The sequence below is a fragment of the Pseudocalidococcus azoricus BACA0444 genome (genome assembly GCF_031729055.1).
GTDB lineage: Bacteria > Cyanobacteriota > Cyanobacteriia > Thermosynechococcales > Thermosynechococcaceae > Pseudocalidococcus > Pseudocalidococcus azoricus.
In genome coordinates, this window is record NZ_JAVMIP010000001.1 from 52227 (window position 1) to 67436 (window position 15210).

The following is a 15210-nucleotide window of genomic DNA, read 5'->3' on the forward strand; positions in this document are numbered from 1 at the left end:
GCATAACGGCAAAAAGCAGCGGCGGCAGATAAACTCGAACTCCACACCAGCAGCCTTCGACCGCCCGCTGCCATGCAGTGTTAGGTGGCGACAGCTACTTCTAACTATCGAAGAGGAAGAAATCTTACTTGTCCTTCCCACTCTCCCTCAAAGCTGCACTCCGCAATCAAGATAATTTCCTCTATCGCCACCCCTACTGGAACACGACGGCTCACCTCAAATAATCCAGGCATCCGTAATCCAGATTGAATGCGTTCATATGCAAAAGTTGTCATGGTAGCAACATCATGCGTCAAGACAATTCGTTCTGCTTGGGCTGCCCATTCTAAAACGGTTGGGTCATCTATTCCCGACAAACCAACACCTTGAACACGCACAATATCAACATCTGGACTTTGACGAAGAACACCCCGCACAATTTGGTTGTTAAAATTTTCATCTGCCAGGAATCGAGCCATTGCAGATCACCTGGATTGATTACGCCTAGCAAGTAAGCGATCACGTATTCCAATAGGATTAAACCGCTGTTCAGCCTCTTGCTGAATTATATTCGCCTGACGCTGGCGTTCTGAAAGATAGGTATGAACCTCATCTCGATGCCTGAGGTAGTAACCAATAACAAGATATATATCTGGTAGTTGAAGCGATGGATACTGCTCTCCTATTTCCTCTGGTGTACATCCCTCTAAAAAAGCCGTCACGACAGTATCTAGGGTTACACGGGTTCTAGACACGCGCACAACACCATAAGCATCAGTCTCTATAGGCGCAGGTTCAAGGGCAATTGCTAGAGTCATAGATATTCCCAGGTTTCTAAACCCTATGGTAGTAAACAACCATTCAGATCAGAGCCTTCAATGGTTATAGAGGTTCCTTGCTAGTTCTTGCAATCCTCATATTCTTCCTTTTCTATGGCGTCTGCTCAGAATGGAGAATCGCATCCTAGAAAAGATTTCTGCTTGTGTCTCCATCGATGCGTTGAGGCCGCATAACGCCCAAGATCAGCACCCGCGTCATCCCCCGGAACCTGAAAACACCAAGTCGCTTCGTGGAGTGGGTACGCTAGATCGGATTGTTAGGTGTCACTGAACAAAACCAATCGTTCTTAAAGATGCCGACTGCTCCAAAAAGTGCTGGAGGCCTACCTCAAAATTCTTTCGAATTATCTGTTGAAGGTCATTAAAGAAGCCGCTGAACTCAGCATCATTTCCAGCATGGAGCAAATGTCCTTTGTCAGTTTGTGTTATTTTGACGCGGTATCCATCATTTTCTGCCTTAAGCATAAATCTAATAAGTACTGGCTGCTGCGGATACTCATTTGGTGCTGTGAAAAGTGTGATTTGAAGACCTATATGCCAAAAAGTATCATCATCAAGATGCATGGCTCCGAAAAGAGTGTATTTTGTATCCAATTTAGATTCTTAATCTAGTGGAATAAATTTATAATATTCTTCTGGAATTTCAAGATATTCTATATACCGCCCCAAAAGTTCCTTTGCGAACATAAAGCTTTGATCGCGATATTCAAAGTATTTTTCTCGTGACATTTTGTATGAAGAGCATAGCTCTGAAAAATTTGACATACATTTTCTCCTAAATGTTACTAACACCTAACAGCGGTAAGTTTCGCTGCTGCCAAATAACTTGAACACGCACAAACTATACTGGTTGCGGTCAGCTAAAACAAATTTGTTCTACAGACGAATTGATTCCCCCAAGCTCTTTCGCTATCATTTCCAACTTCTCTTGATAATCATAACAAAACATCTTGAATCGCCTTCTGTGCAAACTCTTCCTCCAGGCCAGTGATGCTCTGGCAAACAAGCAATATTTCTGTAACACAGGGAAGTTCAATGTTTATGGAGCGAGTCTGGACTGAGTTGGATCCAGGCCCAGGGAGAAGGCGACCCCTTGTGGTGAATGTGCTTGGTTAGAATGGGTCAGAGAATACAGAACGTTAACATCCGAACAAAGCGAGGCAAACCTGTGGACTTTGATTATGACCTGTTTGTGATTGGGGCGGGTTCGGGCGGGTTAGCTGCATCAAAACGGGCTGCATCCTATGGGGCGAAGGCGGCCATTGCTGAAGGGGAAGATGTTGGCGGTACCTGTGTGGTTCGGGGTTGTGTGCCGAAAAAGCTTTTAGTCTATGGGTCTAAATTTTCTGATCTTTACGAGGATGCCGTGGGCTATGGCTGGAAAGGAGTTAAGTCTAAATTTAATTGGCCAACCCTGATCAGCAATGTTCAACGGGAAGTCCACCGCCTGAGTTTATTGCACACGGATTTACTGGCCAAAGCCAATGTCGAACTGATTTCCCAACGAGCGACATTCATTGATCCCCACACCGTCCAAGTGGGAGAACGCCAAATTCGGGCCGCTAAAATTCTGATTGCGGTGGGTGGAGAGGCGATTAAACCTGACATTCCTGGGATTGAGTTGAGCATTACGTCACGGGAGATGTTTTTGCTGGCTAAACAACCGAAAACCTTGGCCGTTCTCGGGGCGGGCTATATCAGTGTCGAGTTTAGTGGGATTATGCAGGGCCTGGGAACCCAAGTCACCCATTTAATCCGGGGCGAGCGGCCGTTACGGGGGTTTGATCGAGATATTCAGGATGGGGTGTATGAAGGGATGCTCAATCATGGGATCAACGTTATTCCCGAAATTGAACTTTTAGAGCTGAAAAAAACAAAAAAAGGGATCAAAGTTATTTATACCCAGGCCGGGGAGACTCACAAATTTACCGTAGATGCAGTGCTTTGTGCCATTGGGCGCGCCCCTAATTTAGAGGGTCTTGGCCTGGAGCAAGCCGGGGTGAACTTGAATACCAGCAGTCGGTTTCCGTCCATTGCGGTGGATGAATGGAGTCGTACCAGCCAGTCCCATATTTTTGCGGTCGGGGATTGCACGGATCGGGTGAACTTAACCCCGGTGGCCATTGCGGAAGGCCGGGCCGTTGCGGATACGGAATTTGGTCATCAGCCCCGTACCATCAGCCATGACAATATTGCCTCTGCTGTGTTTTCCCAACCGGAAGCCGCCAGTGTCGGACTCTCCCAGGCCCAGGCCGAAGATCGTTACGGTGCAGAGAATCTTAAAATCTATCGAGCTAAATTCCGGCCCATGTACCACAGTTTTACCGGCAAAGCGGAAAAAGTCATGGTTAAGCTGGTGGTTGAGGCCCACAATGAGAAGATTTTAGGAGTCCACATGGTCGGGGATCACGCTGCGGAAATCATCCAAGGCATGGCCATTGCGGTCAAAATGGGCGCGACAAAAAAAGACTTCGATGCCACCATCGGGATTCACCCCTCCACCGCCGAGGAATTTGTCACCCTCCGTTAAGATTTTCTCACTCTCAATAAAGCTTTTTATGGCGACCTTTCGCGACCTCCTCAGCTATTACCGCCATTATCAATGGGTGGCGATTTTCAGCATTGCCGCGACCAGTGGCTTTGAGTTGCTGGATCTGCTGGTTCCCTACGCCATTGGGCAAATCCTAAATGTCCTCTCTCAACAGCCCCTTGACCCACCAATCCAGGCCCTGATGCAATGGCTTTCCGGAATCACAGGTTGGCCGGTGAATCAATCTCTGGCCCTAGGGGTGCTTGTGGGGATGATTTTTATTGCCACCATTGCCCGCGCCCCGATTCAGCCCTGGTTAGGAGTTTGGTATCACTGGTGGATTTCGTTACGAGTCCGCCGCGATGCCTCTTACCAGGCCCTAGTGAAAATTCTCAGTTTGCCCCTCGAGTTTTATGACGAACATAATCCCGGTCGGATTGCTGCCAGGGTGGCCAAGGGCCTCTCTAATCACACCTGGACATACCCGGAAGTGGCGGGGCAGTTAATTCCTAAATTAGTCCGCGTCTTGGGGATTGTCTTCGCCCTGGCCTGGTTGGAATGGCCCGTCGCCTTGGGGATTTTTCTTTCTTTTCTCTTTGTTTTGGCCTTCACCGTCCGCACCCTCCACTATCTAATGGGGCGAGAGGCCGTCTTAGATGCCTATATCGAGAATACGGAAAGCCGCACCTCGGAAATTATCACCAACATCAAAACCGTTAAGGCCTTTGCCACCGAAAACCGCGAACTTTTGCGCCAGGCCAGACGCTTAGACCGGGAACGAACCCTCGTCATTGAACGCATCCATCGGGGCTATGTTTGGCTCCTCACCTGGCAGTCCTCGGTGATTCAGTTTTGTTTATTTACGGTCTTGGGCTTTTCGTTGATCAATACCATCGGGGGGCGGATTTCCCTCGGGCATTTCATCACGATTTATACCCTTGCCAGTATGGCCTATGCCGAACTCAGCCCAATTAGCACCTTGATGGAAGTCTTTGCCCGCCGCTATGCCTCCATGGTGCGGTTCCATGAATTGATGGACTTACCCAGTGGTGCTGATGCCAGCGATCCCCAGGCCCCGGAATTCATCACCCCGCTGAAATTCACGGGTAAAGTCCATTTTGCCGCCCTTAGTTTTGGCTATGACCCACAGCGACCCGTCTTAAAGGATATAAATCTGGTCATTCCGGCCTGTAGTACGGTGGCCTTGGTGGGGCGGTCGGGGTCGGGCAAATCAACCCTGATTAAACTCCTGTTTCGCTACTTTGAACCCCAATCGGGGCGGATTTTAATGGATGGCCAAGACATTCGTGATTTAGATGTCAGAGCTTATCGGCAACGGCTAGGCATTGTCCATCAAGAGGTAGATGTCTTTAACGGCACGATTTTAGAAAACCTTACCTATGCCAACCCCAATGCCAGTCCCGAGGCCGTTGCGGCTGCTTGCGAGATGGCCCAAGTGGATGCCTTTATTGATCACCTACCCAATGGCTACGGCACGATGGTGGGGGAACGGGGGGTGAGGCTGTCGGGAGGCCAACGGCAACGGTTAGGCATTGCTCGAGCCTTGTTAGCAGATCCCGATGTTTTAGTTTTTGATGAGGCGACTTCCAGTTTGGACTATGAGTCGGAGCAGGAAATTCAACGGGCCTTACAGCGGATTGCCGGAACCCGAACGATGTTGATTATTGCCCACCGCTTAAGTACTGTCCGAGATGCGGATCAAATTATTGTTCTGGATCAGGGCACCATTCAGGAGGTCGGCTCCCACGCTGAATTATTGATCCGGGATGGAATTTATGCCCATCTTGATCGCATCCAGGCCGGTCGTCCCGATGGCTTCAATCTCCTCTAAGACCCGTGACTAGGAGTATCTCGCCCCATCCAGCCCTAAACTGCATGAACAATCCCTGTGATCCGGTAAAACTGAAGGGCAGCCCCAAAACTTGCACGGGGTCTGTAATGTTGGGGATGATGGGATCGTCAAGGCAGATGGGCCAAGTGAGTTGAATAACCGGTGCTGAAGTGGGTGAATAGCAAACGAATTAGGGGCCATTGGCTGGCCTGGGGCCTGGGCTTGGGTCTTGGTTTAACACTGATGTTGGCTTGGGTGGGTTCCGCCGGATGGGCCACAGGCACTAAAGCTCCCCCTTCCACGACACAACTTCAGCAATGGCAGGAAACGATTAAACAATATCAAGTCGGCGTGAGTCAAAAAAAGGAAGAACTGGAACGGATTGAAACCGCTGCCCGCCAACGCCTCCAGGCCCTACAAACCAGCATCCAGTTAACCGATGATCAAATTGCTACGGCTGAAGCCAACATTGCCACCGCCGTTGCCCAACTCGAGGATTTGGAAGCCCAACAAAAGCAAGCCGCCGCCAAGTACCAGGCCCAGTTTGATCTCACAGCGGTGCGCCTGCGCTTTTTACAACAACAACGGAGCCAAAATACCTGGGCTTTTCTCCTCGACAGTGGCAGCTTGAATCAATTTCTCACCCGTAGGCAACGGCTAAAACAGCTATACCAGGCCGACCAACGCCAACTGATTACCCTCAAGGCCGAACAGGACAAAATTCAACGGCAACAACAACTGATTACGGCCAAACAACAGCAGATTGCCTACCTAAAACGTCAACTGGAGGTTCAGAAAAACACCCTCACCACCCAGGCCAAGAGCCAAGATCAGATGGTGAATAAACTCAGCCAAGATCGACAAATCCTCGAAAACGCTGAAGCCCAACTGGATCAAGATGCCGAAACCCTGACCCTGCTGATCCAACAACGCCTTGGCTATGTCACTCCCCAACCTGGCCCGATTACTGGCACTGGACGCTTAAGTTATCCAATTCGGGCCCCGATTACCAGTACCTTTGGCTGGCGGATTCATCCAATTTTAGGTACCCAACGCTTTCACAATGGCCTGGACTTTGGCGCACCCACCGGAACTCCGATTCAAGCCGCAGAACGGGGGCGGGTGATTTATGCGGGCTGGTATGGGGGCTATGGCAACGCGGTGATTGTGGATCATGGCAATGGCGCGACAACTCTCTATGCCCATGCCAGTCGCCTAGTGGTTGCCGAAGGGGATGTGGTGCAGCGGGGACAGGTGCTGGCCTTGGTGGGTTCCACGGGTTTGTCCACAGGCCCCCATTTACACTTTGAAGTCCGAATTAATGGTGAACCCCAGGATCCAAGTTATTACCTCTGAGCCGGACAATGATCCTAAACTCCATGTCTAAGGCTATGGTCTGTGGTGTAACATCATTAAGGCTGGGGTGGTTTTTACCGATGGCCGCACTGATCTGGAGTATTTAGGGTTTTTTAGGCTTGAAATGAATTGATGGAGACACAGAACCCCACCACGGCTTTGCCCCCACCCCTGGAATCCAGTCCCATACCCCTACTGGCGAAATTACCAAATCCCCCAGGCCTGGCCAGCTGTCCGCGCCGGGCCCGTTGGCAGTTGGATTTAATGCTGATGGCCCTTGAGTCTTTAGATTTAACTGCGGCGGAAGCGATGCTGCAAATTGTTAAGGACTTAAACTTAACGGTAATGATTCCCAACCGGGTCGTGTTTTGGTTATTGCGCTCCACCAATCCATTTCGCAACTTAGCCCAACGGCTACCCATGCCCTTAGATGAAGGGAAGGTGCTGGCGATGATTGTTTGTGATTTAGCCCGCCGCCAAACTGCGAATCTGCGTCATTTAGTCTTTGTGATCCCCCAAATTGAACAACAAAATCTCGACTATGCGGCCTATGCTCCCTTGGCTGAGTATTTAGATCGGTTTCGCCGAAACTTTCGCAAGCGGATGAACTTAAATCGCTCCAGTTTGTTGATTTATCGGGATACCGCCAAGTTGGATGAATTAGCCATCAAACTCTTGCCCCAGTTGTTGTTTTGTACGGGAACGGCTGGCCTGGAGCGGTTATGGTTTAGTTTGTTTGACGGGGAAATTGAGGCTTAGGAACTCGATCATGCTCAATCAACGCCACTATAGTTTGCCCAATTGTGTCATTACTCTGGAGGGGATGAGTAGCCAGGCCGGGAATAGTCTCCTGCTGGATTTGGTGACCTCTTGTCAAATTCAAATTATCGGGGAGTCGGAACCCCTAAAAGGCGGTCGGGAATTTTTAGAAGCCTTGATTGCAGCGATCAATCCCGTGATTCAAACTTGGCTGAGTGGGGTTAAGCCCTTAAAACATTGGTTTCAGTTGCCGGATCAGAATCAAGTCACCAAAATCCATGTCCAGGCCCAAACCCCCGATGCCCACTCATTCTTAATTTTGATCCCCAAGCAACTCCTGGTTCCCACAATCACCGATACCACTACTACGGATACCCCAGCCCCAGAGACTAAGGACTTTCTAGAGCTAAAACTGTCCACGGTGCAAATGTTTGATTTAGTGGAAGCCTTGGATCAACTCTGTCAGGACGAATTGACCTTGCCAAGCTTGCAGTTAGAACTCGCCTCTCTTCCCCGCCGGGATGTGGCCCCAACCATCACCCTAGCCGCACAAGCCACCCCCATTGGCCTGGGAGCCGTGAGTTTAGCCATTGCTGCCACGATCTTCTTTTTTGTCCCTGTTCCCGCTCCCCGCCAAGAATCCCCCATTACACCAGCACCCTCTCCTGCTCCCACGGCTCCCCCTAGTCCCTAATTGATGCTCTTGAGTAAATTTTCCCAATCTCCGGCGTTCTCCCATCCCCTGAAAATTTGCCTGGGCTTTTCCCAAGGGATGATTCCCACCCCAACTGAAGTCCAGCAAGTCCAGGCCCTCTTGAATCAAGGTACGTTTTGGGCCCAAGGGCGAGATTTGGCTGAGTTAACAACGGCTCTTTTGGCCAGCGATGTTGTGGTCACGGCCTGGGATGGGGGAAAATTGATTGGCATGGCCCGGGCGCTGTCGGATCGGGTTTATCGAGCCACGATTTGGGATGTTGTCGTCTTGCCAGATTATCGAGGCCTGGGCCTGGGGAAACAGTTAGTCAAAACCTTGTTAGAGAGTCCAGAACTAAAAAATGTGGAGCGAGTTTATTTAATGACGACCCATCACCAGGCCTTTTATGAACGCTTTGGCTTTCAAATCAATGCCACAACTACAATGGTAATGGTTCTGACGCAACCACCCCCAAGCCATCATCCCGCCTAGATTCTCGTGAGTCCACCCATTGATACCCTGACTGATTTATGACAATTGCTGCCGAACTTAGCCCCAGGATCCAAAAACTGGGAATTCCCCAAATTAGTCGCCACTTGTTTTTATGTGCGGATCAGAGTAAACCGCTCTGTTGTGATCAAGAACTGGGTTTACAGGCCTGGGATTATCTGAAACAGCGATTAAAAGAATTAGGCCTGGATCAATCCTCAGAGCTACGGGATAGCTGCATTTTTCGGACTAAAGCTAACTGTTTGCGAGTTTGTCAACAGGGGCCGATTCTCCTGGTTTATCCAGATGGGGTTTGGTATCACTCGGCAACTCCAGAGGTAATCGAAAGAATTATCCAAGAGCATCTTCTAGCTGGGCAAGTTGTTCATGACTATTTGTTAGTGACCCATCCCCTATGAGACCTGATTAACCATGTCGTTTTTGATGCCATTTCCAGGCGTGGGCAATAATATCTTCCAGGCCTGGATATTTTGGATTCCAACCTAGTAACTTCCGGGCTTTTTCGGCACTACCAACTAACAGTGGCGGATCTCCCTCGCGACGGTCACATTCGATGGCTTTAATGGATTTACCTGTGACTTTTTCAGCAGTTTCAATGACTTCTTTCACTGAAAACCCGTTGCCATTGCCTAAATTAAACACATCACTTTGGTTATGCTCTAAAAGATACTGCAACCCGAGAACATGGGCTTCGGCTAAGTCATTCACATGAATATAATCCCGAATACAAGTGCCATCAGGGGTGTCGTAATCGGTGCCAAAAATTGAGATGGCCTCCCGTTTACCTAAGGCGGTTTGCAGCACCAAAGGAATTAAATGGGTCTCTGGGTTATGGTCTTCCCCTAACTCCCCACTGGGATCGGCTCCGGCAGCATTAAAATAACGAAAAATAATCGATTTCAACCCATAGGCCTGGTCAAAGTCCGCTAACATTTGCTCGACCATGAGCTTACTTTTGCCATAGGGATTGATCGGGGCCTGGGGATGGGTTTCGGGGATGGGAATGGCCTGGGGAACACCGTAAGTCGCGCAGGTTGAAGAAAAAACCAGATTTTTGACTCCGGCTTTGACCATTTCTTCCAAAAGGGTTAAGGTTCCAGCGACATTATTCCGATAGTATTTGGCTGGATCTGTTACCGATTCTCCTACATAGGCATAGGCAGCAAAGTGAATTACCGCATCAATGGCATCACTTGCAAATATCTGATCTAAAAAAGCTCTGTCATTACAGTCGCCAATAATGAGTTTAGTTTTAAGAACTTGATCAACTAAGTCTTGATGGCCATAAACCAAGTTATCTAAAATAATGACATCATACCCAGCATTGGCTAAAAGATTGACAGTGTGGACACCAATGTAACCTGCACCGCCGGAAACTAATACTGTTAATTTGTCTTTCATAAATTAGTCCATCGACTTTTCTTGTTTAACTCTAAGATTTTGACATCGACGAGAAATCGAAACCAAAATGCCTGCAAAACAGAGTGGATCAAGCCTATCCTACCATCCAAGAAACCAAGCTTTATAAAATAACTATATACAAAAAATATAAAAGGTCGAAGTAATAAAGGTAAACGATACCATACGTTATTTTTCAGCCATCTTTTCTGCATTCTAGAATCTCCCCAGAGTTTAGCCTGGAGTGTAGAATCTTTTGGCTGACGTTTAGTGCGGTTAAATATTTCTTGAGCTTCTAAGCTAGACCAACGATTGTGAGTTGCCGTCCACCGATCTATAGAAGTTATTTGCAAATCCAGTAACCAGCCAGACAACTGTTTGGTTGAGCCATTAACAATAAAGTGCTGATCATAAAGTCTATCTTCACATTTACCCTTTCCTGATCTGAATAGTCTTAAATGCCAGTTTGGATGTAGATGACCATATTTAATTGGCTGGCCTAAAAAATGAGGTAATCTGCGAAATAAATAACCGTCAACATTCTGAAGCTTAGAGTGAAACTCTTTTTGAATACTTATTGCTAGCTGGTCTGATAAGATTTCATCACTATCAAGATGTAAAACCCATTGACTATCATCGAGACTTGCATAATTCTGCGCCCAATTTCTCTGTCTAGAATAGTTTTCAAACTCGTGCTGAACAACTTCACAATTATAAGATCGAGCAATATCAACTGTTTTGTCGGTGCTGAATGAGTCAACAACTAGAAAATCAGTAGATAATTGCAAACATGAATCAAGAACCTGAGCAATAGAATCTTCTGAGTTAAATGTTAAAACGATAACCTTTATTGGTAGTTGATTCATATCTTTAGGTTGGTTATTAAGCCATAATAATAAATGTATCTAATGGGCTTGAATAGTCCTGACTTTCAAAGGCTTACAGGGGTTGCCAGCACACACCATCCAGGCCGGGATATCCTTGGTAACAACAGATCTAGCTCCAACAACTGCCCCCTCACCAATCGTAACACCTGGACAAATAAAACTTTGTGCACAGATCCAGGCCTGGTCTCCAACATAAATTGGCTTAGCATAAAGTTGAAAATTGTGACTTTCATAGTCATGAGAACCACTACATAAATAAGTTCCCTGCGAAATAACAACTCTTTTCCCTAGATGGATAGTCGCCATTGAGTAGCAGATCACATCATCAGCCATGCCGGAGTAGTCTTCCATAATTAAGTTCCAAGGGGCCCAAATCTTAGCGTTGGGATAAACATGGCAATGCCTACCAATTTTGGCTCCAAATAGACGAAGTAATTGCGATCTCCATTCGTGTAAGGGTCGCGGTGAAAAACGAAATAATAGCTGGTAAAATATATTCCAGATGAATCGAAGTAGCCGATTTCTAAGTGAAAAGCTCGGTTGTGTATAAGGATCATTACTTCTAAGCGTATCACTCATAGATAATTATGTTGCAATTCATTCACTTATTCTACGTTAAGTAGTTAAAAAGTACAAAAATTATAATTTTTATAAAATTCTATTTCAAATCAAGATTTTAATCTCAGCCCCAATTTGTCTAATTGTTCAAACTTTAAGGCTGTCATTAAATATTTTCAAGGATGCTAAATCTCAGTATTTGATTGCATTTTAGCCTTGGGTATCACAACTTATTAGGGTATTGGATTATGGTTGAAGAAGACAGGACTGGATGGTTTTTAGAAATGATTCTGTGGCCTGGTGAATTTCAAAGCGGGACAAAAAACAGGCCTGGGCATTTTGGCGCATTTGTAATTTATCGTCATTAGGAAGATTGAGCCAACGAGTTAAAAGTTCGATCGTCCCGGCCAATGTATCTGGAGCAACAAACCCGGCCTGGAAAAAGCTCCTATCTTAAACTCCCAAGCCAATCCCTAAGGTCGCTAATACCTTCAAAGTCTAAGAGTGCCAGGCCAAGGGTTTCTAATTGCTCTTTCGGTAGTGATTGAACCTGGGCCACCTGTTCCACAGATAAATCCCCAACCTTCCGCTCCAACATTCGGATAATTAAAGCAGCTTCTTGTTTCAATCCTTGCTGTAACCCTTGTTCTAATCCCTGCTGTAATCCTTGCTGTTGTCCTTTTTCGATCCCAATGCGCTCAACACTTGTAATGTATGGCATTTTTTTCTCCTGTTCATAGACAGCTAACTCCTGCCAAAAGTCTAGCGTAAGTTGTTGGGGTAAGCTCAGTAACCAATCAATAAACCGGAATAGATTCACAATTTTGCTTGTCTCATATCCTTTTTCATAGAGTAACTTCACCAGTTCTAATTTCCATTGTTTGCGGAGAATTCGATCTTTTTTCGTGGCCAACGCTCGTAAATGTGCGACCACAGCCATTGCAAAGGGATTAGTTGCCGCTAACAGGGTCTCTTCTTGGGATTGATAATCTAACAGTTTAATGCTCCGAAATCGGGTATAGTCCTCACTTCCCCATAGCTCTTGCCGAAATTCACTGGGTCGCCAACTTAAAGATTCATCCGCTAAAATTGCCACACTGGCTACAGGTTTCCGAAAACGGTCATAAATTCGGTAACGATAGACAAACATCCGCTCGGCAAAATCTGGAGTTGATGTACTTTGAACTTCCACATGAACTAACACCCAGGCCTCGATATTATCAACTTTCCAAATTCTAATCAGCTTATCGGTAGTACGACGACCTAGTTCGGCATCGGCTGTAATTTGTTGGAGTTCATTGTCTAAAAATTGATAGCCTCGACTCCAGTTAATTTCGGTAAATGCTTCTGGTAAAAAGAACTCGATAAATTCGGGGAAGAAGGCTTCAATTAATTCCTTCCAAGGAGAATCACTATCTGTATGTGGTGATATTTCATCAGAGGGGATCATTTTTAGTGGATTGATGGTTGATCAAGATAAGAATGAATAGTTTCTAAAAAAGATTCTGTGGCCTGGTGAATTTCAAAGCGGGACAAAAAACAGGCCTGGGCATTTTGGCGCATTTGTAATTTATCGTCATTAGGAAGATTGAGCCAACGAGTTAAAAGTTCGATAGTCCCGGCCAACGTATCTGGAGCAACAAACCCGGCCTGGTCTGCTTCTATTTCTTGCCAAATATTAATTTGATCAGAGATGAGAACGGGTAAGCCACAGGCCAGAGCTTCCGCTACTGCTATTCCAAAATTTTCCTGATGAGATGGCAAACAAAAAACCTCAGCACTATGAAAAACTCCCCACTTTAAGTCTCCTTGCAACATTCCTGTCCAAGTGATGCGATTTGCAATTCCTAAATTTTCCGCTAATTTTTCCAAATCAGATTGCCACCCCGTTTGATCAGGGCCAGCCATGACTAAATGAAACCTCTCATCGTGATTACAAATTTTGGCAAAGGCCTGGATAAGCAAATCACAGCCTTTTTTGACATGAATCCGGCTCAAGAACAGAACGAGTCGTTTATTGAGTAGATGGGGAAATTTTTCAGAAAATAATCGAGATTGAATATCTGGATTCCCTGTAGGTGCAGCGGTTCCATAGGCAACAACTTTTTCTCGACATTGATACAGCCAAAATGATTGACGGGCAAGAACCTTTTCGGCTTCAGAGGTAAAAAGAACGGCTTTGGCATCTCGCAGTACTCGATAGTCTGCCCAGGGCCAATACAGCCATTTTTTCAAATGTTTGAATGGATACGTCCGCTTAAACCAAGGATCTAGCATCCCATGGGTAAACACAAAATAGGGAACCGAACTACGATGCAAAGCTAGCCAAGTTCCAAAGCTATTAAACTGCCAAATCCCATTAATAATCACACAGTCATAGTTTTTTGCATTTTTTTTCAACCAGGGAACAAGCTTAGAACTATATCCATATCCGGTCAGGCCTGGGCCAAGAGGATAAACTTTGACTGGTAGATTTTCCAAAAAATCAGCATTTGGTGCATCTAAACTAACAATTTTGATCAGATGTCCCCACTGCTTTAAGACAAGCCCACGGGCAATTACCCCAGAAATTGGCCCACCACCTTTGGGATTGACAGATCGAATACAGTGGAGTATCTTCATTTTTTCGTGAAAACAAGCGTCATCATACTGTCTGCAACTTTTGATTGAGTTATCTACTCAAAATTGAGTTATCTACTCAAACTTGATCATCAATAATTTTTTGATACAGTTCTAGATATTCATTTATCATTCTTTTTGTAGTAAATTTTTTTGTATTTTCATACCCTTCCCTAATCATTTGTTCTCGAGTTTGTTGATCATGTATTGCTTTCTCAAGTAATCGCGCCAACTCCTTTTCATTCTCAGCAGGCGCTGTTAAAGCTCCACAAGCAGCAACTTCTGCTAAGGCACCATTATTACTACACACAACCGGACATCCACAAGCCTGAGCTTCAATCACTGGCCAACCAAAGCCTTCATCAAGAGATGGAAACAATAGGGCCTGGGCAGCTGAATACAAGGCTTCAAGTTGTTCATTGGTGGGTTTGATACATTCAATTACTTTTTCTTTTAGTCCCAACTCATGAATATATTGCTTTAAGGAGTGTGATAATGGCTTGCCAGCTAATACCAATTTAACTTGAGACGCTGGATTCTGTTTAAGGTAAAGAGAGTAAATTCGGAGCAGTCCCGGGCGATTTTTGTACCATTTCTCATCACCAATATGAAGAATAAAAGGGAATAGGGTTAAATCTGATAGCTCACTTAATCGATATTGAATATTTTCTTTTTCAAGCTTGTGATAACTGAAGTTCTGTCCCGAGTAAATTACTTGTGTTTGAGAATCATTTAATTTGACTAAAGATATCAAGGCCTGTCGGGTTGCTTCAGAAACACAAGCGGCAAATTTTACTTGTGATAAAGCACTGGCAATCAAATTCTGAAATATACGACCACTTCTTAATGTAGGATTCTCCGGAACTAGACCTAATGCAGAACGTATAGCTAATAAGTCATGGCATGTCACCAAGTGCTTTTTGTATTTGATGTACGGGATAAGCATGGCATTTCCGTGATCGCAAAGATGAATAATATCTGCCTTTATATAAAATAGTTTTAGTGAGAATAGAAAAAATTTGTCAATGTATCCTAACCATTTACCTAAGCCTTGATGAGGCTTACCAAAACGACCCAAAATTATTGGTGGATGAATAATTTTAACATCATGACCAATATCTTGATAATTTTTGTAGAGTAGGCGCGCAAAACGTAACATACTCTCTTGTCCGTCAGGAATATAGTTACTAATGAGGACAATTTTCATGCTAATGTTTTAAACATAGATT

At 45.7% G+C, this 15210-nt stretch carries 17 protein-coding genes; 7 read left to right on the forward strand and 10 right to left on the reverse strand.

Features of this window, described 5'->3' with window-relative positions:
- Window positions 1-104: 104 nt before the first annotated feature.
- From RIF25_RS00245 to RIF25_RS00255, 3 genes are all read right to left on the reverse strand, one after another.
- On the reverse strand, window positions 105-458 hold the full coding sequence (locus RIF25_RS00245) for a DUF5615 family PIN-like protein (RefSeq protein ID WP_322876562.1): 354 nt from the start codon (window positions 456-458) through the stop codon (window positions 105-107).
- A gap of 6 nt (window positions 459-464) precedes the next feature.
- On the reverse strand, window positions 465-797 hold the full coding sequence (locus RIF25_RS00250; protein WP_322876563.1) for a DUF433 domain-containing protein: 333 nt from the start codon (window positions 795-797) through the stop codon (window positions 465-467).
- A 285-nt stretch (window positions 798-1082) separates the two neighbouring features.
- On the reverse strand, window positions 1083-1412 hold the full coding sequence (locus RIF25_RS00255; RefSeq protein WP_322876564.1) for a hypothetical protein: 330 nt from the start codon (window positions 1410-1412) through the stop codon (window positions 1083-1085).
- 574 nt (window positions 1413-1986) lie between these two features.
- Here RIF25_RS00255 and gor point away from each other — a divergent pair.
- The 7 genes from gor to RIF25_RS00290 all read left to right on the forward strand — a co-directional run bounded on the left by gor (window position 1987) and on the right by RIF25_RS00290 (window position 8917).
- Window positions 1987-3348 carry a glutathione-disulfide reductase gene (gene gor, locus RIF25_RS00260; protein WP_322876565.1) on the forward strand — a complete coding sequence of 454 codons (1362 nt, stop codon included), beginning with the start codon at window positions 1987-1989 and terminating at the stop codon, window positions 3346-3348.
- A gap of 28 nt (window positions 3349-3376) precedes the next feature.
- On the forward strand, window positions 3377-5200 hold the full coding sequence (locus tag RIF25_RS00265; RefSeq protein ID WP_322876566.1) for an ABC transporter ATP-binding protein: 1824 nt from the start codon (window positions 3377-3379) through the stop codon (window positions 5198-5200).
- A gap of 162 nt (window positions 5201-5362) precedes the next feature.
- Window positions 5363-6556: a murein hydrolase activator EnvC family protein gene (locus RIF25_RS00270; RefSeq protein WP_322876567.1), complete on the forward strand. Its 1194-nt coding sequence runs from the start codon at window positions 5363-5365 to the stop codon at window positions 6554-6556.
- 132 nt (window positions 6557-6688) lie between these two features.
- The gene (locus RIF25_RS00275) at window positions 6689-7315 is read left to right on the forward strand and encodes a DUF3038 domain-containing protein (protein ID WP_322876568.1); all 627 of its coding nucleotides are present in this window, start codon (window positions 6689-6691) and stop codon (window positions 7313-7315) included.
- A 10-nt stretch (window positions 7316-7325) separates the two neighbouring features.
- Window positions 7326-8009 (forward strand): DUF4335 domain-containing protein, encoded by a 684-nt coding sequence (locus RIF25_RS00280; protein ID WP_322876569.1) that lies wholly within the window; start codon window positions 7326-7328, stop codon window positions 8007-8009.
- 3 nt (window positions 8010-8012) lie between these two features.
- Window positions 8013-8501, forward strand: a complete 489-nt coding sequence (locus RIF25_RS00285; RefSeq protein ID WP_322876570.1) for a GNAT family N-acetyltransferase — start codon at window positions 8013-8015, stop codon at window positions 8499-8501.
- Between the two features lie 38 nt (window positions 8502-8539).
- Window positions 8540-8917 (forward strand): (2Fe-2S) ferredoxin domain-containing protein, encoded by a 378-nt coding sequence (locus tag RIF25_RS00290; RefSeq protein ID WP_322876571.1) that lies wholly within the window; start codon window positions 8540-8542, stop codon window positions 8915-8917.
- A gap of 7 nt (window positions 8918-8924) precedes the next feature.
- Here RIF25_RS00290 and galE read toward each other — a convergent pair whose 3' ends face one another.
- From galE to RIF25_RS00325, 7 genes are all read right to left on the reverse strand, one after another.
- Window positions 8925-9920, reverse strand: coding sequence for a UDP-glucose 4-epimerase GalE (gene galE, locus RIF25_RS00295; RefSeq protein ID WP_322876572.1), 996 nt, complete (start codon window positions 9918-9920; stop codon window positions 8925-8927).
- Window positions 9917-10783: a glycosyltransferase family 2 protein gene (locus RIF25_RS00300; protein ID WP_322876573.1), complete on the reverse strand. Its 867-nt coding sequence runs from the start codon at window positions 10781-10783 to the stop codon at window positions 9917-9919. The genes galE and RIF25_RS00300 overlap by 4 nt, the downstream gene beginning before the upstream one ends.
- A 39-nt stretch (window positions 10784-10822) precedes the next feature.
- Window positions 10823-11383 (reverse strand): WcaF family extracellular polysaccharide biosynthesis acetyltransferase, encoded by a 561-nt coding sequence (locus tag RIF25_RS00305; protein WP_322876574.1) that lies wholly within the window; start codon window positions 11381-11383, stop codon window positions 10823-10825.
- Between the two features lie 225 nt (window positions 11384-11608).
- Complete coding sequence (locus RIF25_RS00310) at window positions 11609-11773, reverse strand: hypothetical protein (RefSeq protein ID WP_322876575.1); 165 nt, start codon at window positions 11771-11773, stop codon at window positions 11609-11611.
- Window positions 11774-11810: 37 nt separating this feature from the next.
- Complete coding sequence (locus tag RIF25_RS00315; protein ID WP_322876576.1) at window positions 11811-12812, reverse strand: DUF4351 domain-containing protein; 1002 nt, start codon at window positions 12810-12812, stop codon at window positions 11811-11813.
- Window positions 12813-12814: 2 nt separating this feature from the next.
- A complete protein-coding gene (locus RIF25_RS00320; protein WP_322876577.1) occupies window positions 12815-13984 on the reverse strand; it encodes a glycosyltransferase in 1170 nt (389 codons plus the stop codon).
- 76 nt (window positions 13985-14060) lie between these two features.
- Window positions 14061-15188, reverse strand: a complete 1128-nt coding sequence (locus RIF25_RS00325; protein ID WP_322876578.1) for a glycosyltransferase family 4 protein — start codon at window positions 15186-15188, stop codon at window positions 14061-14063.
- Window positions 15189-15210: the final 22 nt, after the last annotated feature.

Excerpts from the sequence above, each read along its gene's own strand:
- RIF25_RS00245 (WP_322876562.1), bottom strand. The coding sequence starts at position 458 with ATGGCTCGATTCCTGGCAGATGAAAATTTTAACAACCAAATTGTGCGG.
- RIF25_RS00250 (WP_322876563.1), bottom strand. The coding sequence starts at position 797 with ATGACTCTAGCAATTGCCCTTGAACCTGCGCCTATAGAGACTGATGCT.
- RIF25_RS00265 (WP_322876566.1), top strand. The coding sequence starts at position 3,377 with ATGGCGACCTTTCGCGACCTCCTCAGCTATTACCGCCATTATCAATGG.
- RIF25_RS00275 (WP_322876568.1), top strand. The coding sequence starts at position 6,689 with ATGGAGACACAGAACCCCACCACGGCTTTGCCCCCACCCCTGGAATCC.
- RIF25_RS00280 (WP_322876569.1), top strand. The coding sequence starts at position 7,326 with ATGCTCAATCAACGCCACTATAGTTTGCCCAATTGTGTCATTACTCTG.
- RIF25_RS00285 (WP_322876570.1), top strand. The coding sequence starts at position 8,013 with ATGCTCTTGAGTAAATTTTCCCAATCTCCGGCGTTCTCCCATCCCCTG.
- RIF25_RS00290 (WP_322876571.1), top strand. The coding sequence starts at position 8,540 with ATGACAATTGCTGCCGAACTTAGCCCCAGGATCCAAAAACTGGGAATT.
- galE (WP_322876572.1), bottom strand. The coding sequence starts at position 9,920 with ATGAAAGACAAATTAACAGTATTAGTTTCCGGCGGTGCAGGTTACATT.
- RIF25_RS00300 (WP_322876573.1), bottom strand. The coding sequence starts at position 10,783 with ATGAATCAACTACCAATAAAGGTTATCGTTTTAACATTTAACTCAGAA.
- RIF25_RS00305 (WP_322876574.1), bottom strand. The coding sequence starts at position 11,383 with ATGAGTGATACGCTTAGAAGTAATGATCCTTATACACAACCGAGCTTT.
- RIF25_RS00315 (WP_322876576.1), bottom strand. The coding sequence starts at position 12,812 with ATGATCCCCTCTGATGAAATATCACCACATACAGATAGTGATTCTCCT.
- RIF25_RS00320 (WP_322876577.1), bottom strand. The coding sequence starts at position 13,984 with ATGAAGATACTCCACTGTATTCGATCTGTCAATCCCAAAGGTGGTGGG.
- RIF25_RS00325 (WP_322876578.1), bottom strand. The coding sequence starts at position 15,188 with ATGAAAATTGTCCTCATTAGTAACTATATTCCTGACGGACAAGAGAGT.